Annotated in this window: 15 protein-coding genes; 9 read left to right on the plus strand and 6 right to left on the minus strand. The window is 55.4% G+C overall.

The features are described 5' to 3' along the window. Positions 1–152: 152 nt before the first annotated feature. From Poly41_RS14175 to Poly41_RS14200, 6 genes are read right to left on the minus strand one after another with little or no spacing between them, the layout of a single operon-like run. On the minus strand, positions 153–1,430 hold the full coding sequence (locus Poly41_RS14175) for a DUF1501 domain-containing protein (protein WP_146526880.1): 1,278 nt from the start codon (positions 1,428–1,430) through the stop codon (positions 153–155). Between the two features lie 25 nt (positions 1,431–1,455). After that, on the minus strand, positions 1,456–4,068 hold the full coding sequence (locus tag Poly41_RS14180; RefSeq protein ID WP_146526882.1) for a PSD1 and planctomycete cytochrome C domain-containing protein: 2,613 nt from the start codon (positions 4,066–4,068) through the stop codon (positions 1,456–1,458). Positions 4,069–4,094: 26 nt separating this feature from the next. After that, positions 4,095–5,264 carry a hypothetical protein gene (locus Poly41_RS14185; protein ID WP_146526884.1) on the minus strand — a complete coding sequence of 390 codons (1,170 nt, stop codon included), beginning with the start codon at positions 5,262–5,264 and terminating at the stop codon, positions 4,095–4,097. Positions 5,265–5,318: 54 nt separating this feature from the next. Beyond that, the gene (locus Poly41_RS14190) at positions 5,319–6,830 is read right to left on the minus strand and encodes a PQQ-binding-like beta-propeller repeat protein (protein ID WP_146526885.1); all 1,512 of its coding nucleotides are present in this window, start codon (positions 6,828–6,830) and stop codon (positions 5,319–5,321) included. After that, positions 6,827–8,239: a FecR family protein gene (locus tag Poly41_RS14195; RefSeq protein ID WP_146526887.1), complete on the minus strand. Its 1,413-nt coding sequence runs from the start codon at positions 8,237–8,239 to the stop codon at positions 6,827–6,829. Before Poly41_RS14195 ends, Poly41_RS14190 begins: the two co-directional genes overlap by 4 nt. Before the next feature lie 2 nt (positions 8,240–8,241). Beyond that, a complete protein-coding gene (locus Poly41_RS14200) occupies positions 8,242–8,784 on the minus strand; it encodes a sigma-70 family RNA polymerase sigma factor (RefSeq protein WP_146526889.1) in 543 nt (180 codons plus the stop codon). 287 nt (positions 8,785–9,071) lie between these two features. Here Poly41_RS14200 and Poly41_RS14205 point away from each other — a divergent pair, with 287 nt between their 5' ends. The 9 genes from Poly41_RS14205 (at position 9,072) to Poly41_RS14245 (ending at position 26,077) form a co-directional block, all read left to right on the plus strand. Next, a complete protein-coding gene (locus tag Poly41_RS14205; RefSeq protein ID WP_146526891.1) occupies positions 9,072–10,106 on the plus strand; it encodes a Kelch repeat-containing protein in 1,035 nt (344 codons plus the stop codon). 1 nt (position 10,107) lies between these two features. Continuing rightward, positions 10,108–11,775, plus strand: a complete 1,668-nt coding sequence (locus Poly41_RS14210; RefSeq protein WP_197231326.1) for a sulfatase-like hydrolase/transferase — start codon at positions 10,108–10,110, stop codon at positions 11,773–11,775. A gap of 87 nt (positions 11,776–11,862) precedes the next feature. After that, positions 11,863–13,431 carry a sulfatase gene (locus Poly41_RS14215; protein WP_146526895.1) on the plus strand — a complete coding sequence of 523 codons (1,569 nt, stop codon included), beginning with the start codon at positions 11,863–11,865 and terminating at the stop codon, positions 13,429–13,431. Position 13,432: 1 nt separating this feature from the next. Next, positions 13,433–15,256, plus strand: coding sequence for a sulfatase-like hydrolase/transferase (locus Poly41_RS14220; RefSeq protein WP_146526897.1), 1,824 nt, complete (start codon positions 13,433–13,435; stop codon positions 15,254–15,256). 128 nt (positions 15,257–15,384) lie between these two features. Further along, entirely contained in the window at positions 15,385–16,674 is a 1,290-nt protein-coding gene (locus Poly41_RS14225) for a family 16 glycoside hydrolase (RefSeq protein WP_146526899.1), read from the plus strand. Positions 16,675–16,993: 319 nt separating this feature from the next. After that, complete coding sequence (locus Poly41_RS14230) at positions 16,994–18,919, plus strand: hypothetical protein (RefSeq protein WP_146526900.1); 1,926 nt, start codon at positions 16,994–16,996, stop codon at positions 18,917–18,919. Further along, positions 18,919–21,129, plus strand: a complete 2,211-nt coding sequence (locus tag Poly41_RS14235; protein ID WP_146526902.1) for a sulfatase-like hydrolase/transferase — start codon at positions 18,919–18,921, stop codon at positions 21,127–21,129. Before Poly41_RS14230 ends, Poly41_RS14235 begins: the two co-directional genes overlap by 1 nt. Further along, a complete protein-coding gene (locus Poly41_RS14240) occupies positions 21,126–23,639 on the plus strand; it encodes a virginiamycin B lyase family protein (protein WP_146526904.1) in 2,514 nt (837 codons plus the stop codon). The genes Poly41_RS14235 and Poly41_RS14240 overlap by 4 nt, the downstream gene beginning before the upstream one ends. Beyond that, complete coding sequence (locus Poly41_RS14245) at positions 23,636–26,077, plus strand: DUF1592 domain-containing protein (RefSeq protein ID WP_146526906.1); 2,442 nt, start codon at positions 23,636–23,638, stop codon at positions 26,075–26,077. Before Poly41_RS14240 ends, Poly41_RS14245 begins: the two co-directional genes overlap by 4 nt. Positions 26,078–26,085 lie beyond the last annotated feature (8 nt).

Here is a 26,085-nt window from a genome sequence, read left to right on the forward strand (position 1 = left end):
TCCTACACGAACTGGGGAGTTCCGGATTGTCCGGAGCCATACCACTTCCACTAGGCCCACGGAACCGCGGCCAGTTGTCATCTGCCAGTGTGACTGTGGCTGAGGAAAAAAACTGCAAGTAGCACGAGGATCATCCTGATCCGGATAACACCTCAGAGCAAGCCATGAATCGGAGTGCCGTCGCGCACCAGCGTGATGGGGCGGCCGACGTTGGATTGAAACTCAGCCTTCGGGGATATGCCGATGTTGTTGAAGAAGGACGCGGCCAGATCGTCGGGTGAAAAACCAACGGACGCTGGTTCGGCGGCGGTTGCGTCGGTTGCTCCAATCACTTGACCACCGCGGACATCTCCGCCAGCCATCACGGCACACATTGCTCGAGCCCAATGATCTCGTCCCCCAGTCTTGTTGATCTTTGGTGTTCGTCCGAATTCGCCTGCGGCCATAATGGCGGTCGACGACAACAAACCGCGCTGCTCCAATCGATCAAACAGCGCAGCAAGGCCACGGTCGAAGGGCGGCAATAATGTCCGCAGTCGTGAGAAGTTATCCTGATGCGTGTCGAAATCGAATTCGGCGGGGCGGAGCCGAACGGTGACGAAGTGGACTCCTGCTTCAATGAGCCGCGCGGCAAGCAACAGAGACTGCCCAAACTCGTGCTTGCCGAATCGATCGCTTTCTGACGGCTTTTCCTGAGAAAGATCGAAGGCGGCTCGGGCCTCTGGCGAACTGATAATGTCAAAGGCTTGCTCCGCGAACCGATCCATACCACGCACCTGGTCATCCAGGTCTTCAAAGCCTTTGAACGCTACGTCGAGGTCGTCAAGTAGTTGCTTCTGCGATCGATACTTTTCAACGGTGAGTCCATCTTCAAGCGAAATACCTCGAACAGTGTACGGAGCACCATGCCTTGGCTTTTCAGCGGTCAACGGGCTGTAACGCGAACCAAGGTAGCCAGGACCGACGAACGATTCGTCGATGGAAACGTAGGTCGGTAGGTTGGGAACTGACGGGAACTCGCGACTGACCACGCTGCCATACTCGGGATAGCTGACCGTTTGAGAAGCCTTGTTACCGGTGAGCAGATATTTTTTCGCGAGTCCATGATCGGCCACATTGTGGGTAATGCCTCGGATGATAGCGTACTTGTTGGCTCGCTCGGCCAACATCGGCAGATGCTCGCATATTTGCACACCGGCAACGCTGGTTTTAACCGGCCTAAACTCTCCACGAACCTCAACTGGAGCGTTTGGCTTTAGATCGAATGTGTCTTGGTGAGACGGAGCGCCCTCCATAAAAATGAATATCGCAGAACGCTTGTCTGCGTTGTCGGTTTGTGAAGCGTGAAGGCGAAGATACTGGCTAAGTGTCAGGCCCGTACCGAGCGCTCCAACTTTGAGGAATTGACGTCTAGTGGAATCTCTGTTCACGGTTGTTCCTTCAGTGATTCGTGGCTCAATGATTGAGCAAGAACTCTTTCGAATTCATCATCGCCCACAGCAAATCAACAACTCCCTCAGTGAGAGTTGGTGATTCAGAAAGGTGTTTTGTGGCACGGGCGCGATCTGCTTCTGTCGGCAGTCGTCCGACCGTCCGAAGCCATACTTGTTCAATGAGAATACTTGTGTCCAAACTTTCTCCGGTCTTTTCAGCATCTTCAATCTCAATAATCCAACCACTGTCGGCCAAACGCATGCGAAGCAGCGGGTCGTTCTGAGTAAAGATTGCTTGCAACAACGTGGGTTCATTCACGCGCTCACAATCGCAGTTGATTGACCGATCGGGTTTGCCAAAAACCTTCATGGCATGAGTACCCGCCATCCTCATAGAAAGATGGCCAGACGCACGGCGTCTTAAGTTCGAACGCACCTCCTCCTGTTCTGCGGGAGCTGCCGCAACTTGCTTCATCGCATCGTAAACAACCTCGGCCGGAATCCTTCGTGGGATCGTCCGGCTGAAGTTGCGAAGATCGTTGCGGTTCGTTTCCCCTGGTTTCCAGCTTCTCTGATAAGTTTGGCTGTTGGTAATCTGGCGGTGAAGCCACTTCATGTCGTATCCATTTTCCACGAATCCAGCGGCAAGCCAATTAAGCAGCTGCGGATGGCTAGGTGGGTTCGCTGGTGTGAATTGATCGGGCGGATCAACGATGCCTCGATTGAAATAACCAGCCCAAACTCGATTCACGAATGCCCGGGCGAACCACGGATTCTCCGGGTTTTGCATCCATTCCATGATGGGCCGACGTGGATCATCACCGGGCGAAAGCCTCACCTGGCCGCTACGAAGTAGCCCAAGTTCCAGTTCCCTGTCGGTTATCGATCGACGTTTTGTCTTCGTTACGGAATCGAAGAACAGGGAAAAGTCGTTGAAGTCAGCTTGTGTCCATTGATCGAATGGGTGTTTGTGGCATTCAGCACATTGCAACTGAATGCCAAGGAATGCGTGGGCGACGGACATGGCAGTGTCTTTCGGTTCCTCCAGACTTTGTCGCGTCCAGAAGTAGGGCATGCTGTCGCCGCGTCCCGACAGATCGGCGAGCATCAAGCCGGCTACAATTCGATCGTATGGCTCATTTCGCTCTACCCTCTCCAAGATCCACTCATACCACTGAGATGCTTTGACATAGCCGTCTTCTCGTGCCACCTCCAGCAGGCTGCTAATCGACTTTGGATTGCACCCGGTGAAGTCGCACAGTTTATTCGTCCACCACGCCGCGTAGCTTGGCCGCCCCAGCAGTTCCTCGATCTTGCGCGTCCGCCTGTCCTGAGAATTGTCGCCAAGAAATGCGAGCACCTCGCCAGGTGTAGGAAGGGTTCCCGTCAGATCGATGCTCACGCGACGAAGAAACTCGGCGTCTGTGCAAGCTTCCGATGGAGTGAGCCCAAGTTTCTCGAGCTTGGCATTCACAAAGCGATCGATCGGATGCGCATCGGAAATGACTGCCTGCTCACCTGTAGAAGGGGAACCTACGCCACGGTTAGGCCTCAGCATAGGAATTGCAGCGACCCCATTGTCGTAGAATGCAATGACGTGTGTGTCGCCTTCGCCCGTGGAGGTTGCCAGCCCGCTGGTGCTAATACGCACAATGGCATCATCGTTGGTATGGAATCGAGAAAGGCAGGTCACATCCTCTCGCGTTCCATCATCCCACTCGGCGATGATTCGAAGTTGTTGTGTCTGCCCGGGCTCTCGGAAGAGAATCTCCTTCGGTTCACAGCGGAGGGCGACGAGTTTTTGGTCGGTTGCTTGTGGCGCGAAGTCGTACTCATCTGGCCACGGAGCGCCCAACTCAATCCACTTCTTCAGTGCCTCAATCTTTTCTTCCGGGAGCTTTCCACTTGGGGGCATCTGCAGTTCATCGTCGGAATACCCAACAGCCGTCAGCAAGAGACTCTCCCCAGGTTTTCCAGGGACAACAGCTGGTCCCGCATCGCCGCCGGCAAGCAATGACACTCGGTTGTTCAAAGAGAAGTTGCCTTTGCGGGAATTGAAGCCATGGCATTCGTAGCAGTGATCCTCAAGAATTGGCTGGATCGATTCTCTGAAGAGTGTGTCGCCCGATTGTTCGGTGATCGGAGTTCCGGGGTTTTCCGCATCCTCATGCGAATCGCCTTGAGATCCATCAACGATTGCACCTTTCGCTCCTGTTTCAATCCAGCGAAGCAAAAGGTGATGCTGCCATGAACCAATTTCGAATCGCTGACCGCCCTCGTGATCCGTTTGCTCGGTGGCTTTACGTAGAATCAGGCTGTTCTCGGAATCGCCCACGTGCAGTCGCCCGCCTTCTTCGGAGTAGGCGTCCGCATGGAGTGCCGCGTGATCGGAGTGGAAGTCGAATCCAAACAGCGACAAACGAAAATCGCCTTGTCCTTGAAACGATCCATGACACTTCGCCGAGTTGCATCCAAGTTTTCCAAGTAAAGGCACCACGTGCCTTTGAAAGTCGGGGACAACTCGCGCGTCACGCTGTGCAAACCGATCGGACGCCGGGCGGATGGTCTTTGGGACAACATGGTCTGCTCGGACAGGAGAGGCGAGCAACAGCAATAGGATGATAAGGCGTTTCATGTTGTATACCTTGCCCTCCGATGGAATCACTCGACCGTTTCCAGCTTATCCGTCACGTCGATGGAATCGCTTTTTGTGTCGCGATGAGTGACGCTCACTCGAATCTCGTCGCCTTCGCTCAGATCTGAGAAAGCATCACTATGCTGGTTAAAGAAGCCGGCGATGCGTATGCGTTTGCCAACAATGCTTGCCGCATCTTTGGCTTGGCTGCCGTCTGCCGGATTACTCTCTTTCACCTCCAGCAGCACTTCATAGCCGACCGCCTCGACGATCTTTCCAATGAGTTCGCCGCTGAAGCCTCGGAACTCCTTTGGCGGGACACCAAAGTCGCCGGGCTTGAAAGGCGCTGTACGCTCAAGCACGTGAAACTTATATCCAAAACCGAGCACCCTAGTTTCCGGATTGAAGTTGCCAGTGCGAACTTTGATCGTTTCTCCACGTTTGATCTTCAGCAGAGCATCGATGAATTGCCCTGAAACTCCAACCAGCTTGACCCGCTTGCCGATCAGGTCGGAATTTACTTCGGGATATTCACTGATGACATAGTCGACATCGATTTCCAACTCGCCAAGTTCAATGTCCTTCGAATGCAAACGGCCAATAACGAGCGAGTAAAACTGGAATCTGCCCATTCTGCCTCCCGGCTTGACTCCCTTTCCACCTTTGGTCTTGCCTTTGCTACCCTTCGACACAGCTTTGCCCTTTAGAAACTCAATGACCTCCGCTTTGGAAATTCCCTGCTTTTCAATCCAACCACGAGCCGTCGGATTCGCCATCAGTTTTTCGTACTCGGCGTCCCAATCCACTAGGTCTTCTTTTTTGGCTTCGCCCTTTACGGCTCCCTTGGATTCCATCGTCGCCGCGAGTTTGGCTGCATCTGCTTTTGAGAGTTTTCCGGATTTCACCAGTTCAGCAAGTCTGTTCTTGAAGGCAGTGAGGTCTTTCGCGTTGCCCGCGTTTGCAGCGGATTCCTTTTTGCCTAGCTGCTTTGCAGCGTCACCCTTTTGATTCTTCAACCAGTTGATTACGTCTTCTTTGGTTGCTTGTCCGCTGTCAATTTTCTTGCGAACGACTTCGTCCGCCTCTAAGAGACGCTTGTAAGCGGCATCCCAGTCGACCTTTGCCCTATCCTGAGCAAAGGTGTATCCGCAAGAGACTGCAAACAACAGAAAGAGAAATAGGTTCGTCGTTTTCATACTTGATTCTTCCCATACTAAATGGAAGCTGAAATGATAATTTAGTAGATAGTGTCACTTGCCAGCGGCAGCTTGATACAGCTCGATCGCATCCTTACGCGTTAGTTTTCCGGCTTTGACCATTTCCCTTAGCTGAGCACTGAGCGCCGCAAGGCCTTCGTTTGGCGAGGTGTTCTTCGCCGTGCGTTGTTCCCTTTCGCGTCGTTCCGGATAGACGTCAGAAGCGACCTGCTCCAGACTTCGGTCATGTCCGTCAGCAATGCAGTACAAATGCGTTGTTGACCTCAGAATCAGCGAGTCGCCGGCAACGGCAGGCGAAGCAATGAACTCTGCAGTCAGCTTGTTCGATGCTAGCACTTGGGGGTCGTCCCCGGTCGCCGTGAGCACTGTGATTTCACCTTGCTTGCTACTGAAGTAGAGCTTTCCATCCGCGAAAATCGGCGATGCCCAATAATCGCCGCCAAGCCGCTTCTTCCAAATCTCATCACCCGTCTTCGCGTCAAGGCAGCGAGCGATGCCACCCTTGGCAGTTACCATGAACAACAAGTCGTTCACGACAATGGGCGAGGGGATTTCCGGCGTGCTTCTGTAAGTGGACCAAGCAATGTGCGAATCCGTTACATCACCAGTTCCGTCTGGTCGAATCCCCATCAGGTAGTTATCCAAACCACTGGTGAATACGAAAACCAAGCCGCTTGCATAAATCGGGCGTGCAGCCACATTGAAGCCGCCAGGATGCACCGTTCGCCAGAGCTCTTTGCCTGTCACTGGATCGTAGGAAATGATCGCCTCGGCTGCAGGTGCAATGAGTTGACGTTGACCTCCGGCTTCAATCAACGTGGCCGTCGCAAACGATTTCTTGTTGTCGTTCGGCTTGCCGCCCTTCTTTGGGGACAGCCCACGGTCAGAAAGCGTTGCGCGATAATCGGTGTCAACGTTGCGATCGACCTTCCAACGCGTGTCGCCGGTTTCTTTGTCGAGTGCCACAAAGAACTGTTGGTCCGTGCCGTCGAACGCCACATACAGGTTCTTGTCATCCACGATGGGCGAAGAGTCTTGCCGAACCGGTTGGTAGATTCGCAGGTCTCGGCGCTCCCAGATGTTCTCGCCCGTTTGACGGTCCAGGCATGCGATCCCTTGCGAGCCGAAGCTCACGTAGACTCGATCCTCCTCCACAACCGACGTCGGTGTTGCGGGACTGTTCAGATGTGGAGAGTCGAAGGCGTACGCTGGGTCAACTTTGCGCTCGATCATGTCGAACACTTTATCGTCCCGCTTCACTTTTCCAGTTTCCAGGTCAATGCAAATCGCCCGGAGTTCTTTCTTCTCGTCGCTCCCGGTCGTCAACCAAACTTCGTTCCCCCAAACGACCGGCGATGACCAGCCTGAGTCGGGAATCGCAATCTTCCACCGAACGTTCTTCGATTCATCGAATTCGACTGGCAGGCTATTTGCGACTGATTTACCATCGCCGTTTGGGCCACGAAATTGGTTCCAATTAGCATCGGACACAGGACCGTCCGATGCGAGTACGACCAAGAAAACGAACGCTACATAAGACTTCATGGCTTGTCCTTTTCGGGGGTGTCTGTCAATTCAACACCGGTGATCTCGAACTTGGCCGCCGAGGCTTCCGCAACAAACCACAAGCCGGTCAGCTCGCTACCAATTAACGAACTGTCCGAATTCGTTTCATTACGGAACTTGCTAATCGGAAGTCCCAACTCGAAGTCCTCACCACCGGCAAGTTGACTGACTGGAATGAGCGTGCTGTACTTACCTGCAAAGCCGCCATCCGGATGGCCAACGCTTAATCCGATCTCAACGGCAACCTGCGCGTGAGATCGTCCACGGACAATGACCTTAGTGTTTGCGTTTAACAAAACCGGCTGCTCCATCGACCGCAACGGCGAGAGCACGATGAGTGCGCCGAACGGGAACGGCACGGTCCAAACACTTCCTGTCGAGTCGTCAAAGTGCGCTGCGTTTTTGTAGGCTTTGATCGCGGAATCCTTCGTCATTTCACCGTTGGCAACTGCCATTTTTAGCTTCGCTCCTAGGCCCCAAAGACGAGAAATCCATTTGCCCTTGACGACATCTTCACGCAGGTCACTCTGCCAATCGGTCACCGGGGAATTTCGTTTGCGAGGCGACAATCCATTTTGATTTTCCAGCGATGCCAACACGGACTGCTGGGCTGGCACTTCAACCTCTTTCCCATCTGGTAAGCGTTTAAGTCGAACACGCCCCTGATTGACGGTCAGCCGGGTCGAATCCGAAACAGCATCAACGTCGAACTGCGTACCCAGAACTGTCAGTTCAGCAGACGGTGTATGCACCAGCAAAGGGCGGCCGGAAGGCTGTTTCCGCACACTTGCGGAAAGGCGGCCATGCCTTAGATGCAATTCCTTTTGTCGTTTCGATGGTGTATCCGACTGTTCAGTCGAGATCGTGACCGCCGACAGACCCGCCAGAGAAACTGTCGATTGATCTTCAAAAGCAAACTCAACGAAAGAATCAGGGGCCAGCAGTTCCATTGTCCCGCCGGGGAAATTCTCGCCGACAGCGAGTTCGTTGGTGACTCGCCCCCCGTCACCCGTCCATGCAATCGGCCCGCTTACGGAAGTAACCGTAATGATCTCATTGCGGGAATCGCGAATCAGAAATACCTGGCCGAAAACCGCAATCAGTGCGACAACGGCAACCGTTAATAAGACCCGATTCGTCGTCTGAAGTCGCTTTGAGTCTACTTTCGAGTTTGTGGTTGTCGCGATATGAGTAGTTGAAGGTGCCAGCTGACCGCTATCTACCGAGCCCAACTGGGCTTCCTGACGCAGATGAGCATCAAGTTCTGCCTGAAGAAGAAATTCGTCTTGGAGTTCTTCATCATTTAGCAGGCGACGATCAAGCTCATGCACCTCTTCGTTAGATGCAATTCCAAGCACGTAGCGACGGATCAATTCGTTGGAATGCATGCTTACTTCGCCTCCGCTGAAATTCTCATGCGAACACAATCAGTAAGCTGCTCACGGAGTCGAGCAAGTAGCTTGTACAGAGCATTTGGCGACTTCTTTCGGCGTTCAGCGAGGTCAACAACCGTGTGGGTCGAGCTATGTGGTGCGAGCAGCAACTCACGATGTTCTGAAGAAAACTGATCCAGGCATGCATGGAGTGCTCGCCCGCGGGCTGTCAACTCGTCCACGCCACGACTCTCACCTCGCTCCGCAAGCTTTTCCAGCAATTCGTCACTCAACAGCAGGCGCCGCACTCGGAGCTTCTCCAATTGGCGAAGGCACTTGAAGCGAAGAATGACCCGGGCCCAGGGAACGAATCCATCCGCACTTTCCAGTTGATCTCGTTTCTGCCACATCGTGACGCTGGCTTCCTGTATCGACTCGTCTACCAAATCCCAATCGGGAACGAGGCTGCGCGCATACGCCCGGAGAGCGGGCTCTGCCTTTACCAGTAACGCCAAAAAGTCGGGCTCACTGAGTTCGAATTTCGGTCCTTGATCGTCCATACAAGCTGTTATCCGGCCCCGAATGCAAAACCTGCCACGATTTTAGAACAATCCTGCGAGTTAGCGTTTCGGGCGAATATTTCGCGGTCGCGGGTCATGTTTGCGAATCGCCTCTTTCCGGATTGGTTGTCCACGATCGTGCGGATCGCGTGGTACGTTATGCGTGCTGGTTTTTTCACCGCCTTGTTAGGGCTCCAATTGAGTGCAGTGAGCCACCACCGGGCACGTTTGGCCGAGTGGGACTCGTTCGGGGCTGGGATTCTGTTCCTTTTGACATCGAGGCATCGATGAACAAGATGCGTGGTAAAAACCGCTTATCGATCACAGCAATCCTGATAGTCCAAGTAACGCTTGGTTTATGTTTCGCGGGAAGCGTCCTTGCCCAGGACCAGTGGCGACAGCTTCACGACATGCCGGTGGGAAAGTGGGAGGCCGGGACGGTCGTCCTTGACGACAAACAGTACTTCTTTGGCGGCTATACCAGGGGAGTGAAGTCGAGCAAGCGATGCGACGTATACGATCCGAGCGATAACAGCTGGACGCAGATCCAGAATCTACCTAGCGCGATCACTCACATGAACATGGTGCTTGACGGCCGAACCGTGTGGTTCGCTGGTGGTTTCAAGGATGGCTACAAAGGGCATACGATTGCCGAAGTATGGAGCTACGACATCGACAAGGATCGCTATACGGCGGCCCCGCTACTGCCGGAGACGCGAGGAGGCGGCGGACTTGCACGCGTGGATCGCAAGCTGCACTACATGGGAGGCGTCAAAGCTGACCGAGACACCGATGCTGAAGATCATTGGGTGCTCGACCTCGATCAATGGGCCATGGGTTCGGCCCAATGGGAAACCGCTGCTCCACTTCCCGCGCCCCGCAATCAGTTTTCGACGGTCACATTCGCTGGAAAGATCTATGTGATCGGCGGCCAGTTTCATCACGACAGCAGACAAATCGACCAGGCGCGTGTCGACATCTACGATCCGAAGACCGACTCCTGGAGTCGCGGGCCGCAACTTCCCAAAGGGCATTCCCATTCCGAAGGAGGAACGTTCGTCAGCGGTGGTCGCATTTACATGGTCGGCGGCCACACCACACCTGACGGCGGCAGAAAACAGATCGACGCGGACATCCTGGCACTCACTCCTGGCGATGAGTGGGAGGTGGTCGGAAAGTTGCCCATGCCTCTTTCGTCCCCTGCTGCTGCCATCATCGGCGGGAAGCTCTACGTCGCCGGCGGCTCCCCAAACGGGAGAAGTGTGCAGGGCAAAATGTGGGTGTGGGACGCGCCGTTATCCCCGGAAAGAGAGAGGAAATGAGATGAAGAACGTTGGCACATTCGCCGGCGTGGCGGTCGCATTGCTTGCGATCACCCCAGTCGTGGCGGCGGATCCCCCGCAAAGCACTGCGCAATCCTCGTTTACGAAGGCCGACAAGAACGGTGATGGAAAACTTGGACCCGATGAAGTCAAAAACCAAACGCTGTTCAAACGAATGGACACCGATTTCGATGGCTTTGTCTCTCAAAAGGAGGCCCAGGCGCACGCCAAACGGCGTGGCACACGCGCGGGCGCAGCAGTGGCAGCAGGCGAGGAGGTATCCAACATACCCGTCTTTCCAGCCAACGCTGACGGCGAGGCTGCGAAACGAGAACTGCTTTCAACCATCGCCGACGTCACTTCCGGGCCAAAGCGTCCGCCAAATATCGTGTTGCTGTTCTCGGACGATCTTGGGTACGGGGACATTTCGTTGTATGGATCAGAAGAGATTCCCACGCCGAACATCGACGCACTTGGTAAACAGGGCGTTCGTTTCTCTAACGCCTATGTGACTGCGGCATCGTGCAGCCCGTCTCGTGCTGGGTTGATGTCGGGCCGATACCAACAACGATTTGGTTTTGAATTCAATACTGCCGGCGGCGCGATCACGCATCGCTTGCATCGTGGGCTCGATCCATCAGTCGTCACATTGACTGATGTTTTGAAACAGGCCGGCTATGTCACGGGGATGTTTGGCAAATGGCATTTGGGCACACAGCCTCAGTTTCACCCGCAGGCCCGGGGTTTTGACGAGTTTTACGGTTTCCTGGCCGGTGCCCATTCCTTTTTCCCCGCCAAGGCTCCACAGCCGTTTCACAGCACGATCATGCGAGACAAATCGCCGCTGATCGAACCAGAATACCTGACCGACGCAATTGCCAGGGAAACGGTCAGGTTCATCGACGCGAATCAAGACAAACCCTTTTTTGCTTACGTCCCGTTTAACGCGGTTCATACACCGATCGAAGCGACAAAGAAATACCAGGATCGGTTTCCGGACGAATCGGATCAGACTCAACGCGATTACTACGCGATGACCAGTGCCCTCGATGATGCCGTGGGCTCGATTGTTGCTGCGATCGACAAACATGGCCTTTCTGAAAACACGCTCGTGATTTTCGTCAATGACAATGGCGGGCCGATCTACACCGGCGTGCAAAGCAATGGCCCACTCAAACTTGGAAAACTGTTTTTGTTTGAAGGTGGAATTCGAGTTCCAATGGTAATCAAACTGCCAGGAAGATTTGAACCGAACACCGTCTACGATCAACCAACAAGCACTCTGGATTTATTTCCCACGATCTGTGCAGCAGCGGGAATCAAAGTTCCCGCGGGCATCAACCTTGACGGTGTTGATTTGACGCCCTTCATAAATAGGCAGTCCACGGGGACGCCGCATGAGACCCTGTTTTGGAGTAACGGGCCCAACATTGCGGTCCGGCAAGGCAAATGGAAACTCGTCAAGTCCTATGACAACACTTGGTTGTTTGACTTGGCGGCCGACATTGGCGAATCCAAAAATCTGGCCGATTCAAGACCCGAGATCGTCGAGCAACTCGAACAAGCCTATCAAGACTGGCGATCTGGAATGTCAAAACCGGCTTGGCCCAGCAAACCGAACCGTCGCAAAGTTGAAGTCGATGGCTTGGTCTATGAGATGAATATCTGATGAACCTTCGCGTCACGAGTCCCGCGTCTGGCTAGGCCTCGTGAAAGTTGTATCGATCCCGCCTCAGAAGAATGCCCCCAAGTCGAAATGAATCTCAGCATTGCTCCCGCACTCTGTAGCGGAAGTCGTCAAGACTTTCGGCCGACCCGTGACAACCGGCGTCTGGTCTTTCGGCTACGCCGAAGACCGAAACTCCTGACGAGTTCCGCTACGTGCCTCGCGGTGATCGCATTCTTCGTCGTTCACTTTCTGTCAAACGAGCGGAGCTACGCCGACGCCACGATTGATCGGCCCAACGTCCTGTTCATCGCCGTCGACGATTTGAATGATTGGGTTGGTTGCTTGGAGGGCCATCCGCAGGCGAAGACGCCTAATATCGACCGACTGGCGTCGAGGGGCGTTCTCTTCGAACAGGCCCATTGCGCCGCTCCACTCTGCAGCCCGTCGCGTACCTCGATCATGACGGGGTTGAGGCCATCAACAACCGGTATCTACGGCAATCTGAACTGGTTTCGCGACATGCCGAAGTACGCGGACTGGGTGACGCTCCCACAGTACTTTCGCAAACATGGCTATCTCGCATGGGGCGGCGGCAAACTTCATCACCAGGCGCATGGCAAATTCTCCGATGCCGCGGCGTGGGATCATGTCTATTCCACTCGCACCGGCGCGGTCCCGCCGCCTCAAAGCGAACGCTACAAGCACGGATTGCGCCCCAAGTTCGAATCCAACCCCATCCTCGCCCGCCTCATTGACTGGGGACCAACCGACGCCCCGATCGAAGCCAATCCCGATTGGAAGACCGCGGAAGGTGCTGCTCAGTTCCTAGAACAAGACCACGAAAAACCTTTCTTCCTCGGCTGTGGCATCTACTTGCCTCATCTCCCCTGGTATGCCCCGAAGAAGTTCTTCGAAATGCATCCGCTCGAAGACATCGAACTTCCGCCATACAAGGCTGGCGATTTCGACGACATCCCCGCCGTTGGCCGGCGGATGGGCGAACGTCACATCAAGCACATCCGTGAGAGCGGCAAGTGGAAGGAAGCTGTCCAGGGCTGCCTCGCAGCTGACTCCTTCGCTGATGCCTGCGTCGGTCATGTGCTCGACGCATTGGAAAAGAGCCGTTATCGCGACAACACCATCGTTGTCCTTTGGGGCGATCACGGCTACGACGTCGGCGAAAAGAAAATCGCGAAGTCGGCGCTCTGGGAGCAGACGACGCGCACACCGCTGATCATCTACGCGCCGGGCAAGTTGCCGTCCGGCACTCCGGCCAGCGGAAGAATATGCAAGAGCCCGGTCAGTCTCCTCGATCTCTATCCGACGTTGATCGACTTATGCGGTTTACCGGAAAATGATCAACTCGACGGACGCAGCCTCGCACCGCTTGTCAACAACCCGAACGCCGACTGGCCTTATCCGGCAATCATCACGCACTCGCCCCACTGGCTGGGCAACAACCACGCCGTGCGCTCACGCGACTTTCATTACATCCGCTACAGCGACGGTGGCGAGGAACTTTACGACGTCGAAGCCGATCCACTTCAGAGGAATAACCTCGCCAATGACCCGGCCCACGCCCCGACCAGGGCGGAATTGAAAAAATGGCTCCCTAAGAAAAACGCGCCGCACTTTGGCGCACCCAAACGGAAATAGCATGAAACCCATCCTCACATTGTTATTCTTCCTACTGCTGGTTTGTCCCGGTTTTGCCAAAGACAAACGACCGAATGTCGTCACGCTCTTCGTCGACGATCTCGGTTACCGGGACATCGGCTGCTACGGCGGTCCCGTCAAGACCCCCGTCCTCGACAAATTGGCTGCAGGTGGCGTGCGCTTCACCGACTTTCACTCGGGAGCTCCTACCTGTTCCCCCTCGCGCGCCACCTTTCTCACGGGGCGCAACCACCATCGCACCGGAGTCTACTCCGTCCTTGACGAGCGTTTTCACCGGATGCACCTCCTGGAGAGCGAAACGACGATCGCAGAAGTGCTCAAAGAAAACGGTTACGCCACCGCCCACTTTGGTAAGTGGCACCTCGGCATGCCCGTCCAGAATCGCGAGAATCCCACTCCGGCCGACCAAGGCTTTGACTACTGGTTCGGCGTCGTTAACGGTCCTGGCCCGAGCCAAAAGAACCCGACCAACTTTATCCGCAACGGCAAACGCGTGGGGCCAATGAAAGGCTATTCCTGCCAAATCGTCGTCGACGAAGCCCTCACCTGGATCGATCAAAAGCGCGACGGCGACGAACCATTCTTCCTTAATCTCTGGTTCAATGAACCCCACGACCCAATCGCGGCGCCCGACGAGATCGTTTCCCAGTATGGCGGGCTCAACGAACGAGAAGCAATCTACAGTGGCACGATTGACAATACCGATCGGGCCATCGGACGCCTCGTCGCAAAGCTCGAAAAACTCGGCGAGCTCGACAACACCATCATCATCTATGCTTCCGATAACGGCAGTTACCTGCAGGAGCGAAACGGTGAACTGCGCGGCAAAAAGGGTTCGCTGTTCGAGGGCGGACATCGCGTCCCGGGCATCTTCCACTGGAAGGGTGGGATCCCCGGCGGACGCGTCGAGAACGAACCAGCCGGAGTCGTCGATCTACTTCCGACTCTGTGTGGGCTGATTGGCATCGACAAACCCAAGGGCGTGCATCTCGACGGCTCCGACCTCGCGCCTTTACTCACCAAGTCCGGCGAATTCACACGGCATCAGCCACTATTTTGGATGAGTGAGGCAAACATGGTCATGAGAGTGGGCGACCACACACTTTTCGCCTCCAGCACGGCAAAGTCGCCAATCGACTTTAAGACCGCCGATCGACTCATGGAGCAAGTCAAAGAAGTCCTTGGCGATGATCTTGAGAAAGAGCTGGGCGGAATGGATCTTCGCTCCCGAATGTTCAACGGAAAATTCGCCAATCCCGAAGCCAATCGACTGAGGGATCAACACCGGAGATTGTTCTATTTCCAGGAGTCCTGGATCCCGGAGCTCAAAAAGAGCGGACTTGGTCCTGTCCAACTATACGACCTCTCCAAGGATCTTGGTCAGAAAAACAACATTGTGAACCAGCGCCCCGAACTCGCCGCCCGATTGAAAGAACAAGCGGAGGCCATCTACCAGAGCGTCATGGCCGATGCGCCGGATTGGGGTCCGTACCAACCCGTCGTAGCCGAGACTACCCCGGCCGCACCAAAGGATGCCGAACTCGACAAGCTGTTAAGGCAGATCGAAGCGACGGACTTGCCCGGTGGGTATCACGGCTCATCTCACCAGGTCTTCGTCGACAAGCGAATGGCCGGACTCGCACCGCAGCAGCGCGAACGCATCGGCAGGCTTTGGAAAGAGAAACGTCGTCTCCATCCGAACATGAAGAACGTCGGCGGGTCGTTCGTGAAGATCATGGAATACGTGGCCGCTGGTGAAGAAACTGATGAGGAAAAGGGCAGCGGATCTCCAGGGGTAAATTGACATCCGTGGCAGGATGTTCGCGGGGGAACGGCTGTTGGACGGCTGGAGCCTGTAACTGCGATTCAAAGGTTTGACGAACCCAGCACAGACACGCTCAATCGGAATCATCATCACCGGAGATCAATATCATGTGGACGCGCACAACAGCATGGATACTTGCGGCCATTACATCCGCGACGGCGTTTGCCGACAAACCGACAGCCGTCAACGCCCTGATCGTGACCGGTATCCGCGATCAATCGACGGCTGTGCTGCAAGAGACGCTAACAGAGGCGGGGCACCGGGCTGACGTGACCGATGAACCTTCTGGCGACCTTAACCGGGAGAAGCTGGCCGCGTACGACGTCTTGGTGCTGAAAGACAATTCGACCGGCGCAGGAAGTGTATGGACACCCGAGAACCTGCGGGCCGTCGCGGCCACCGTCCAGGAAGGAACCGGTCTCGTCGTGCTGCACCAGGCGTCGGCTGGATTCAATGATGATTCAAGTGGAAGCGGTGAATACGGGCGAATGATTGCCGGCGGACGCCGTGGCGGTGCGAAAACGGATGGCCCCCGCGACCTGGATGTCAACATACAACAGGATCATCCGGTCACACGAGGAATCGGGTCGTTTCGGCAGCATGGCGAAAAACTCGTGCGTTCACCGCAGATCACTGATGGCAGTCGGGTTCTGGCAACCGTCTTCGATGGCCGTGAACAGGATGAGCCGGTCGTGTGGGTCAATCGTTACGGCGATGGTCGCGTTGTGCACAACCTTCTGGGGCATGATGCGGCATCGATGAAGAGCGACGGTTTCGCCCAGTTGCTGATCGGCTGCGTCGAATGGGCTGGCGAAAAGGGCTTCCGGATGATCTTTGACGGCAAGACACTCGATGGCTGGGAAGGCAACCTGCGTTATTGGTCCGTCAAGAATGGTGCGATTGTCGGCACTAACCCGTCTTGGAAGCCGATGGTGGTACACGATTTTCTGTGCACGGTCAAAGATTTCGACGACTTCGAGCTACGCATCGAAGCCAAAGTCATCGGCCAGCGAAATTCCGGGATCGTCGTCCGCACCGTCAAACAGCGATACACGTATCCGATTGCCGGATACGAAGTCGACATGGGCGTCATGCGCTGGGGCTGGTTTTATGAAGAGGGCGGGACACGTCAAGTCTTGAACCGAGACGTCCAGAAGGAACTGCAACCAAGGATCCAAGCTGAGCTGAAACAGGGCGATTTCAACGAGGTCGTCGTGCGCTGCATCGACAATCGAATCGACGCCTGGATCAACGGTGTGCCGTTCGGTTTTACTGAAACCAAACAGGACGTCGCTGGGCGGCTTCGCAGCGGCAAGATCGGACTACAGCTGCACGACGGCAAACCACAGGTCGTCTCCTTCCGCAACATTCGCGTGAAGGAACTCTCCCGCGACTAGAACCCATTTCCGTGGGGAGTGGCGAAACTCAGCAGAGAGCATTCGCTGTTCCAGGAAAGCTGCCAATTCTTGTGGAAATAGATGTCCACATTCGCAAGGAAGCCCTGGTTACTAAACGTGGTCGGCTCGCCGCCTGTTGTTGCCTGGTTTCTCCAAAACGAGGTTTAATTCGCGGTGGCCGGCCATGTTTATTCAAACTCAATCAAACGGTGCTGACGAACGTGATGATCTCAAGGATGGTGGTTCGACCATGTCTTTCAGTCAGTGCTGCAATTCTTCTGGCATTCACCACACTGAATGACTTCGACTTTCGTACCGCATGATTAATCAAAATTCGACAAAAACCTCTTTGTGGATTGCCGCTCTACTGATTGCGGTACCCACGACTCTCGACGCAGCCGACAAGGAAGTACAGGCCGCGGCTGGGAACGGCATTTCGGCTTGGACGCAATCCTTCAAAGCGGGATATGTGGATGCTCGTGGGCATTACGCTGGCGGGTCCGAGATCCTTCACCTAGAAGGTCACAAAGGCAAGCTGTACGCTGCCAATAGCTATTGGATGGAGCCAAGTAATATCTGGTACGGCGGCAAGGATCCGAAAACGCCCTGGTCCCAGATTCTCAGGCTCGATCGCCCGAACGGCAAATGGCAGGTCGACCTTGAGTTAGGCCCCAACAATCTCCGTGCGGAGAACCTCAAGTCAGTCACCTTTGAAACGGATGGTGCAGGCAACAGTCTTGAGAGGCCCGTCACCCTGCTGATCGCCACCGCGTACTCTCCGAACCCTCAAGGCGCCGACATTTATGTCTTTGTTCGTGATGACGACGCAGGGACATGGGAGAAAACTGTCTTAATCAGTGGCACAGGTGAAAGCGGCGAGAACAACTCGACTCGGTGCATGACGGTTTATCGAGACCGGGTCACCGGGGTGGACCGCCTGTTCTTGCCCGTCGGCCTGCTCGGGATCTTCACCGGAGTCTACGATGCGGATGTGCCGGGAAAAGTCCGATGGGACAAAACTCCGGAGACCGGGCGTTTAGACAAACGCTCGCTCGCAATCGTCGAGGCCAATGATTCGCTCGTCTATTCCAGCGGAACAAAGATCTATCGAAGGAATGACGGTCCCTCTCCGACTCATTCGATGATCTTCGATGCGAGTCAGCTATCGAAAGGCCCGGTCGCCTCGCCGGTGGGAGGCGTTCGCGGACTGTCGGTCATCCCAAATCCCGAAGGACTGAGCGAATCTCTGTTGTTTGTGTGGGCGCCTGACTCTAAGTCCCGAAGTTGTGTCGTCCGACTCGATCAGGATGAAACCGGCAAATACTTGCACACTAAGGAAGAGTGCGTCGCGGACTTGATGAGCGAGTACCTCTCCGGCAATCCCGTCTACTACGCGCTGGCAGGATACAACCAGATCCTGCCGGTATTGCATCCAACAACCAAAGAACCCGCCTATCTGATGGGGTTCGAATGCTGGGTCGGTGGTCGTCAGTTTTCTTGTTGGCAAGGCAATGACCGGGGAGGCTTTTATGCCGGCGCGATGTATGCGATCCGCGACAAGAACGCTCAATACTGGTTGAACGAAGTGAACGGCCCGGCCACCGTTGAGAAGAAACCGTTGCAGTCGGTTCGAACCTATGAAGTCTCCCCGTTTGAGTCTGAAAAAGGGAAGGTGATCTACTTCGGTGGCTTTGTCGCTGACCACGGACCATCTCCCAACACTGCCTGGGTGTATAAGACCTCGATTGAAAACGCGCTACGCAAAGACGCCCCTCGACCGGTTCGCCTGACGCCTGAGCAAAGCAAAGCTCAACTCGCGGCATTAAGACAGCCTTACCGCTTCGAGTATCGCAAAAAGCCAGCTTTCACCATTCAGATCCCTGGAGAGTTTGCCCGAGGGAATGCGACTGGCGGCAATGTGTTCCATGCTAAAAAAGCTTTCAACACGCTTTCCATCAGTGTCAGCCAATCTGAAGATCCCGAACAAGCCGCTCGGCGCTACGTCGAAGCGCTGAAACGGGCCGGCAATGGTACGGCAAAGATGCTCAGGCAAAGTGAAACCAAGCTTCCGAATGGAACTCCGGCAGTTGAGTTCGTCGCAACATGGGTGACCAAACAAAACGCCAAGCAAACAACTCAGGCCTTAACAGCATGCAAGGACGGTCATGCCGTGACGGTAGCCACCCACACCTGGGAAGTGGCGCCGCCGGACAAGCGTTTCTTCTTCACCCTGGATTTTGAGTGATGAAGACAAAAACGCGTTATCGATCTCTGCAGCTCATCTGCGTGTGCATTGCCTTGTTGCCTTCCACAACAACGCTGGCCGGTGAACGCACACCCAACATCGTCGTTCTACTTTCAGACGATCTGGGCTGGAAAGACATCGGGTGCTATGACGGCCCTGTTAGGACGCCGACGCTCGACCGTCTGGCAAGCGGTGGGATGCGGTTTACCAACTTCTATTCGGGGGCGGCTGTTTGTTCGCCGTCGCGAGCAGCGCTACTAACTGGCCGAACAAACGTCCGAGCTAGCATCTACAGCTGGATCAACGACTATGACCAGCGAAGCCATTTGCCAAAGGCGGAAGTGACGATCGCGGAAGTACTACAGCGCGGTGGCTACGCAACTGCGCACTTCGGAAAGTGGCACCTCGGACTTCCGTCGAACGAGTTTCCGGAAAAGCCTACACCCGCTGAGCACGGCTTCGACTACTGGTTCGCAACGGGTAATAACGCGCAGCCGTCGCACCACAACCCGCGCAACTTTATTCGCAACGGTAAAGCAGTTGGTACGCTCGAAGGCTATGCGTGCGACCTTGTTGTTGATGAAGCCATCTCGTGGCTTGAGAATCGACCAGATGATGATCGGCCATTCTTCCTGAACGTCTGGCTCCATGAACCTCATGCGCCTCTGGCCGCTCCGGACCATCTGGTTGGCGAATACGGCGAGCGAAGTGACCCGGCTGCGGTCTACTCCGCGACGATCGCCAATACCGACCAAGCGATCAACAGGCTTGTTGAGAAACTTCACGAGATCGACAAGCCGGAAAATACGCTGATCATCTATTCATCGGATAATGGCAGCTATCGCGCAGATCGAGTCGGCACACTTCGCGGCACAAAAGGATCGAACTACGAAGGCGGCATTCGAGTTCCAGGCATCTTCTACTGGCCGAGTCAGGTCGCGGCCGGGACGGTTGAAGAAGAACCGGCCGGACTTGTGGACCTGCTTCCAACAATTTGCGGCGTCACCGGAATCGCCCCACCACCCGTACATCTTGATGGAGCTGATATTTCGCCGCTGCTTTATTCATTTCACCCTCCCTCCGGGAGGGTCGAGGAGGAGGAACGACGACGAGGGGAGGGCAAGAAACGAAACACTCAACCCTCCCCGGCCGCTACCGCGTCCGACCCTCCCGGAGGGCCCGGAGGGAGGGTGAAGGAAAACTCGAACGCGACCTTCAAACGCTCCCAACCACTCTATTGGTACCTCCCACTTGCCGGTCCCACTGTTGCCATTCGAGACGGGCGTTTCAACATGGTCGCATACCGTGACGGCAGGCTTCCGAAGGACTACGCAGCTCTTGCCGAGATCAAAAATCGCATCGAATCGCTGCTCCGTGAGAAAGGCATCTTTGACGAAGAGACTCGCAGCTCCACCCTTGAGAAGCAACTCTTCGAGGGCTTTCGCGATTCCGACGCCGAGCGCCTTCGTGGCCAGTTCATTCGCTTGAATCAGTTCCACGAATCGTGGATTCCGGGATTGAAGCAAACGCAGTTCACTCGATTTGAATTGTATGACCTCAAAACAGATCCATCGCAGAAAACAAATATCGCGATTCGGGAACCGGTGATCCACGCAAAGATGAAATCACAACTGCTGAAGCTCGCAAAGAGTGCTTCGGATGACGCGTTTGACTGGTCATCGGTCAGGCCAGCACCAACGCGTGAACCGACGACTCTTGTCCATCGATTTGCCTCCGACTATCGATCCCCATTCGATGCGTTTGTCTACATGAATCGGATTCCGATTCAAGTCGAAGCGCTCGAAGATCAAGCAGGACTTGCGTCAAGAATCGAAAGTCGACTCGCCAATCAGGAAGGCCGAGTTCAAATCAAACTGCCTCCGACCATGAAGCGGGATGCTTACGAAGGCTTCAAGCTTGCCGCCGGGATCGGGACAGGTTCCGAAAGTTGCTTCACCTGCCATCACCTTCCTGCTTTAGGGCATGTGCACCGCGACCTCTCCGTACCGACGCTGCGAAACCGCACTTACACTCGAAAGCATTTGAGCAAATCGTTGGACTCGGAAGCCCACAAAGAAGTTTCAATCGATGGACCAACCGTTGATCGAATGCTCGCGTTTTTGCGAACACTCAGCGACGTGCCAGATACTGAATTCCGCCCACTCATCCTGAACGCCACCGTGTTGGACACGACCGGAGATATTGAATGAACTGTCAACCAACTAACAATGAACCACCGCGTACTTCCGCGTGTATCGCGTCTATCTTTCTGCTCCTGTCATGTACAGCCGCTTCGGCGGTCGAGTCGACCGGCAGCGCCATCGCTGGCAAGATCCTCGATGGATCCGGCAACGGAGTCGCGGGGGTGATGGTCTCGGCGATTGATGACGAACACCGCAAGTGGACGTCGGTCTTTACCGGAGCTGATGGCACATTCAGCATCAACGGGCTTCGCAGCGTGAATCACCATGTGCGAACGCGACTAATGGGAATTGCAGACGAGTGGCGATCCGATGTTACTCCCGGAACCGACGACCTTACGATCAAAACCCGTCCTGCAGAAGGCGAAGAACTCGAACTGCAGCGTCCTGCCAGCAGCGCGTTCAGCATGTTGAAATTCGACGATCCGCGGGACCGTATGAATTTCAAGATGATGTGTTCTTACTGTCACCAGATCGGGTCTCTTGGGTTTCGCACGCCCGAAGAGCCGGTCGACTGGGAAACCATGATTCGGCGCATGGACGGCTTTGGCGGTCTTTACCCGCACACGCAGGACTCCATCGTTCAGCGTCTGATGGAGACGTACAAAGACGACGCCGTCAAGAACTGGCCGACCTTTGAACCACCGCCAGCGCCAACCGGTTCGGCTGCAGCTGCTACCATCACCATGTGGGAACTGGATGAGCCGTTGAAAGGTTCCTTCCACGACCTGGAGCTCGGCCCGGATGGCAACGTCTACGCCGTCAACATCAGTCAGCATCGACTGCTTGTCCTCGATCCGAGAACCGGAGAGCAGCGAGCACAGCAATACCCACGTGGCACTTACGGTCCGCATTCGATCGAAACCGCCAACGATGGCAGCATGTGGACCACCATGTGTGCGACCGGCCAGATGGTGCGTTACGACGTCACGACTCGGAAATTTGAAACCTATAGCAGCGCGGAGGCTCCCAAGCGCCGCGGCGGTTATCCACACACCCTGCGCATCAACCCGAAAGATCCCGAAGGCCTGATCTGGTACACCGACGCCGGTTCAAATTCTTGCTTCTGGATCCACCCGCAAACACATGAAGTGAAAGAATACAAGCTGCTAAGCGCCGGCCAGGCCATGGGTGCAGGTCGAGGCGAATCGCGAGGCATCACGCCCTATGGAATCGACTACTCACCCGTGGATGGCACCATTTGGTATTCCAAGCTGAATGGCAACCGCATCGGTCGCATTGATCCGACCGCCCCTGACGGCGACATCAAAGAATGGAACCCGCCCTTCCGAGGCCCTCGTCGTTTGCACATCGCACCCGACGGTATGGTTTGGGTGCCAGGTTTTGGTTCCGGCGTCTTTGCGAAGTTTAATCCCGACACCGAACACTGGACGGTCTACGAGCTGCCCGATGCCGCAAACCAGATTCCGTACGCGTTGAATGTCGACAAAGATGGCGTCGTTTGGGTGTGCGGCACCGGTAACGACACGATCAATCGATTCGATCCAAAGACTGAGATTCTGGTCGAATACCGTCTGCCCACGCGAGTTTCCTACACTCGTGAGATCGAGTTTGATGATGACGGCAATGTTTGGACGAGCACGTCAGGCCCAGCACGCCATATGGAGCGGGGTGTTGGTGCTGTGATTCGCATTTCTTTGCCGAAAAAGCTTCCCGAGACCGGAGGCATCAAGCTCACACCAAAGCACTATGACGGCAATCACGACATCGGCAACCTTGCCAACGCACCCAAGGTCAAACCGTCGGTGAGTCCGGGGCGGTCTGAACTGTTCGCAAAGATCGACGCGTCACCGCTGCCTGAAGCGTATAAGAAAATGCCTCACCAAGAATACGTCGATACGCGGATGGCCGCGTTTCCGCAACACAAACGCAATCTTGCAGGTTCTCTTTGGCACGAGTTTCGTCAGGCTTACCCGGACCGCCGCAACGATGGGCGGTTCTTCGTCAAAATCATCGACCACGTTATCAACAATGACGTGCCGTCGGAGCGTCGTTTCGTGAAGAAGTGGCAGCATCACTATTTCGGCGAAGCCCCCGACCGATTGGGCGACCGAAACCTGGAACGAGGGCGCGTGATATTCGAACAGGCCACCTGTAGTCGCTGCCACAACATCGGTCCGGGCGAAAAGAAACTCGGCCCAGACCTGTCGGACGTCACCAAACGATTCCAAGGTTCAAAACTGCTACAGCAGATCGTCAAACCCTCAAGCGAGATCCACAAGGAATTCCAAACTCAGTTGATTTTGGTGGATGACGGTCGTCTACTCACTGGCTTGGTGATTGAAGAGACTGAAGATTCTATCCGCTTCATTCCAAACCTACTTAAACCGGATAAGATCGAGTTGATCGAGAAGTCCGCGATCGAGTCCAGAAAGGTTGCTGATATCTCAACGATGCCTGAGGGCCTGCTTGATACATACTCTGAAGCCGAGATTTACGATCTGCTTGCCTACATTCAGTCGGTCAGTTCCCACAAAGAAAGCAGCTCCGACGAATGATCGTCCGTCGCGTCCTTCAGATACCTGCCGGTAGCCGTTTTGTGCTGATTGTAGCGCTGTTGGCCTGCGTTCAACCAACAGAGGCGGATGAAGTCCAACCGCTGATCGAATCGTCTTGCATGGCCTGCCACGACGAGAATACGGACACCCGCCTCGACTTCACGAAGCTCGACCGGGACTTCGAAGACGCCGACACGTTCCGTACGTGGGTCGCCGTCTTCGACCGTATTCAGGACGGAGAAATGCCACCGGCATCGGAACCTCGCCCCGATGCGAGAACGCAAGCTGCCGCGCTGACTTTCCTTGAAAAGGAGCTCTTTGAGGTCAATCGCCGCCAGCAAGCAGCGCACGGTCGAGTTCCGTCACGACGACTCAGTCGACTTGAATACGAACACACGCTGCACGATCTGCTTGGGGTTGGCGGCCAGATCGCGAAGTTCCTTCCGCCGGAGAACAAGGCCGGAGCCTTCGATGTTGATGCGGCAAAGCAGGACATGTCGAGCGTCCATGTTAGAGGATTTCTCGCCGCGGCCGATGCGGCTTTAGATGAGGCCATTCAGCTAGGGCCAAAGCCGCCGATGTCGCGCGAACTTGATTATCCGAATTCGCGTTTCATGCAGATGTGGTTCGAACGGCCCGTCATCCGAGGTGGTGGTACGGTCTTCCGGGACGGAGACGATCTCATCATGTTTCGCGGTCAGAACTATAACCTGCGCAGCGACCACAACGGACTGCGGATTCCCGTCGCCGGCCGATACCGCATCACGGTCACCGGTTCGGCGTATCAGCCGAGGACCTCGGTCACGATGAGCCTCAGGCGCCAAAACGACGTCCAGGGCGACAGCGAACTGTTTGCGGCCTGGGATGTCGACGAGAAACTCCGCACGGTTTCAACGATCAAATACCTTCGCCCCGACGACTACTTCTACGTCAGCGCCGACGAACTCGAACCAGCGCCTGACGGGAAAGTCATTTACAACTCTCAGCCCGCGAGCGAGTTCAAAGGAGAAGGCGTGCGCGTCCGCAGGGTGCTCGTCGAAGGTCCGCTCGAACCCACATGGCCCCCGCAGCGAACGCGAGCTCTGTTCCCCGGCGTCCAGTGGGAAACTGCTGCAAACGGTCGCTACTACAAACCGGTGACGACAAAGTCTCATTACGAACATATTCGTGATGCCGTCGCAGCACTCGCACCGAGAGCCTTCCGACGTCCGGTGACAGATAAAGAGATCGAGTACTACACCAATCTCTCTGTGCCGACTCTCACAGCACAACGCGGATTCCTCGCCAGCGCTCGCGTTTCGCTACGAGCGATTCTGATTTCGCCCGATACGCTGTTTCTGACGAACGAAACGCGGCCAGAAGATTCAACACTGACTGATCATGCACTCGCCAGTCGATTGTCATATTTCCTCTGGCGCAGCCTTCCTGATGGGGAACTCATTCAACTTGCCAGTGACGGAAAACTCGCCGACACCAAAACACTGGATGCTCAGGTCAGCCGCATGCTGTCCGACGGGCGCAGAGAACGGTTCATCAACGAGTTCCTTGACCAATGGCTGGATCTGGAACTGATCGACGCCACCACGCCTGACAAGTATATGTACCCGGAATACGACGACGTCCTCCGTCGTGCCATGCTGGCCGAAACGCGGCTCCTCTTCCGACATCTCATCGACGAAGACCTCAGCATCGCCAATCTCATCGATTCTGACTTCACGTTCCTCAACCGGAAACTCGCCGAACACTACGGCATTGACGGAGTCAAAGGCGAAGAGATGCGAAAAGTCATGCTGGATACGAACAGTGTCCGGGGCGGCATCCTGACTCACGCATCGATTTCCAAAGTAACGGCCAACGGCACCGTCACGACGCCCGTCAAACGCGGCAATTTCGTTCTCACGACTCTGCTTGGCTTGCCAACCAGCCCGCCTCCGGCAGGTGCCGGTTCCATCGAACCTGACACACGTGGCGCCACGACCATTCGAGAAACCCTGGAGAAACATCAATCCGTCGAAGCGTGTGCCGTTTGCCACCACAGGATTGATCCGCCGGGCTTCGCGCTGGAATGTTTCGACCCCGTCGGCACCTTTCGCACTCGTTACCGCATCAGCAAAGGCGTCAAACGGACCGCCGACGACGGGCTTCGATTCCTGCATAAAGACTACGATTCTGGCCGGCGGGTTGACTGTGGCGGTCAAATGGACGACGGATTCACGTTCACCGGCATTCGTGACTTCAAGCAGCACCTGATGAAGTCGAAGGAGCAGGTGGCACGAAATCTCGTGTCCCTGTTGATCACCTTCGCCACCGGAGCTGAAATCCAGTTCGCGGACCGGCAGGAAGTGGAAGCAATTCTGCACCGTCACGAAGTGGAAGATTACCCGTTGCGCCGATTGATTTATGAGGTTGTCAGCAGCCGGATGTTTCAGCACCGGTAGGAGGAACA

The organism is Novipirellula artificiosorum, assembly GCF_007860135.1.
In the GTDB taxonomy this organism is placed as follows: domain Bacteria; phylum Planctomycetota; class Planctomycetia; order Pirellulales; family Pirellulaceae; genus Novipirellula_A; species Novipirellula_A artificiosorum.

Coding starts and splice junctions, on each gene's coding strand:
- Poly41_RS14180 (WP_146526882.1), bottom strand. CDS start 4,068: ATGAAACGCCTTATCATCCTATTGCTGTTGCTCGCCTCTCCTGTCCGA.
- Poly41_RS14185 (WP_146526884.1), bottom strand. CDS start 5,264: ATGAAAACGACGAACCTATTTCTCTTTCTGTTGTTTGCAGTCTCTTGC.
- Poly41_RS14190 (WP_146526885.1), bottom strand. CDS start 6,830: ATGAAGTCTTATGTAGCGTTCGTTTTCTTGGTCGTACTCGCATCGGAC.
- Poly41_RS14195 (WP_146526887.1), bottom strand. CDS start 8,239: ATGCATTCCAACGAATTGATCCGTCGCTACGTGCTTGGAATTGCATCT.
- Poly41_RS14200 (WP_146526889.1), bottom strand. CDS start 8,784: ATGGACGATCAAGGACCGAAATTCGAACTCAGTGAGCCCGACTTTTTG.
- Poly41_RS14205 (WP_146526891.1), top strand. CDS start 9,072: ATGAACAAGATGCGTGGTAAAAACCGCTTATCGATCACAGCAATCCTG.
- Poly41_RS14210 (WP_197231326.1), top strand. CDS start 10,108: ATGAAGAACGTTGGCACATTCGCCGGCGTGGCGGTCGCATTGCTTGCG.
- Poly41_RS14215 (WP_146526895.1), top strand. CDS start 11,863: ATGAATCTCAGCATTGCTCCCGCACTCTGTAGCGGAAGTCGTCAAGAC.
- Poly41_RS14220 (WP_146526897.1), top strand. CDS start 13,433: ATGAAACCCATCCTCACATTGTTATTCTTCCTACTGCTGGTTTGTCCC.
- Poly41_RS14225 (WP_146526899.1), top strand. CDS start 15,385: ATGTGGACGCGCACAACAGCATGGATACTTGCGGCCATTACATCCGCG.
- Poly41_RS14230 (WP_146526900.1), top strand. CDS start 16,994: ATGATTAATCAAAATTCGACAAAAACCTCTTTGTGGATTGCCGCTCTA.
- Poly41_RS14235 (WP_146526902.1), top strand. CDS start 18,919: ATGAAGACAAAAACGCGTTATCGATCTCTGCAGCTCATCTGCGTGTGC.
- Poly41_RS14240 (WP_146526904.1), top strand. CDS start 21,126: ATGAACTGTCAACCAACTAACAATGAACCACCGCGTACTTCCGCGTGT.
- Poly41_RS14245 (WP_146526906.1), top strand. CDS start 23,636: ATGATCGTCCGTCGCGTCCTTCAGATACCTGCCGGTAGCCGTTTTGTG.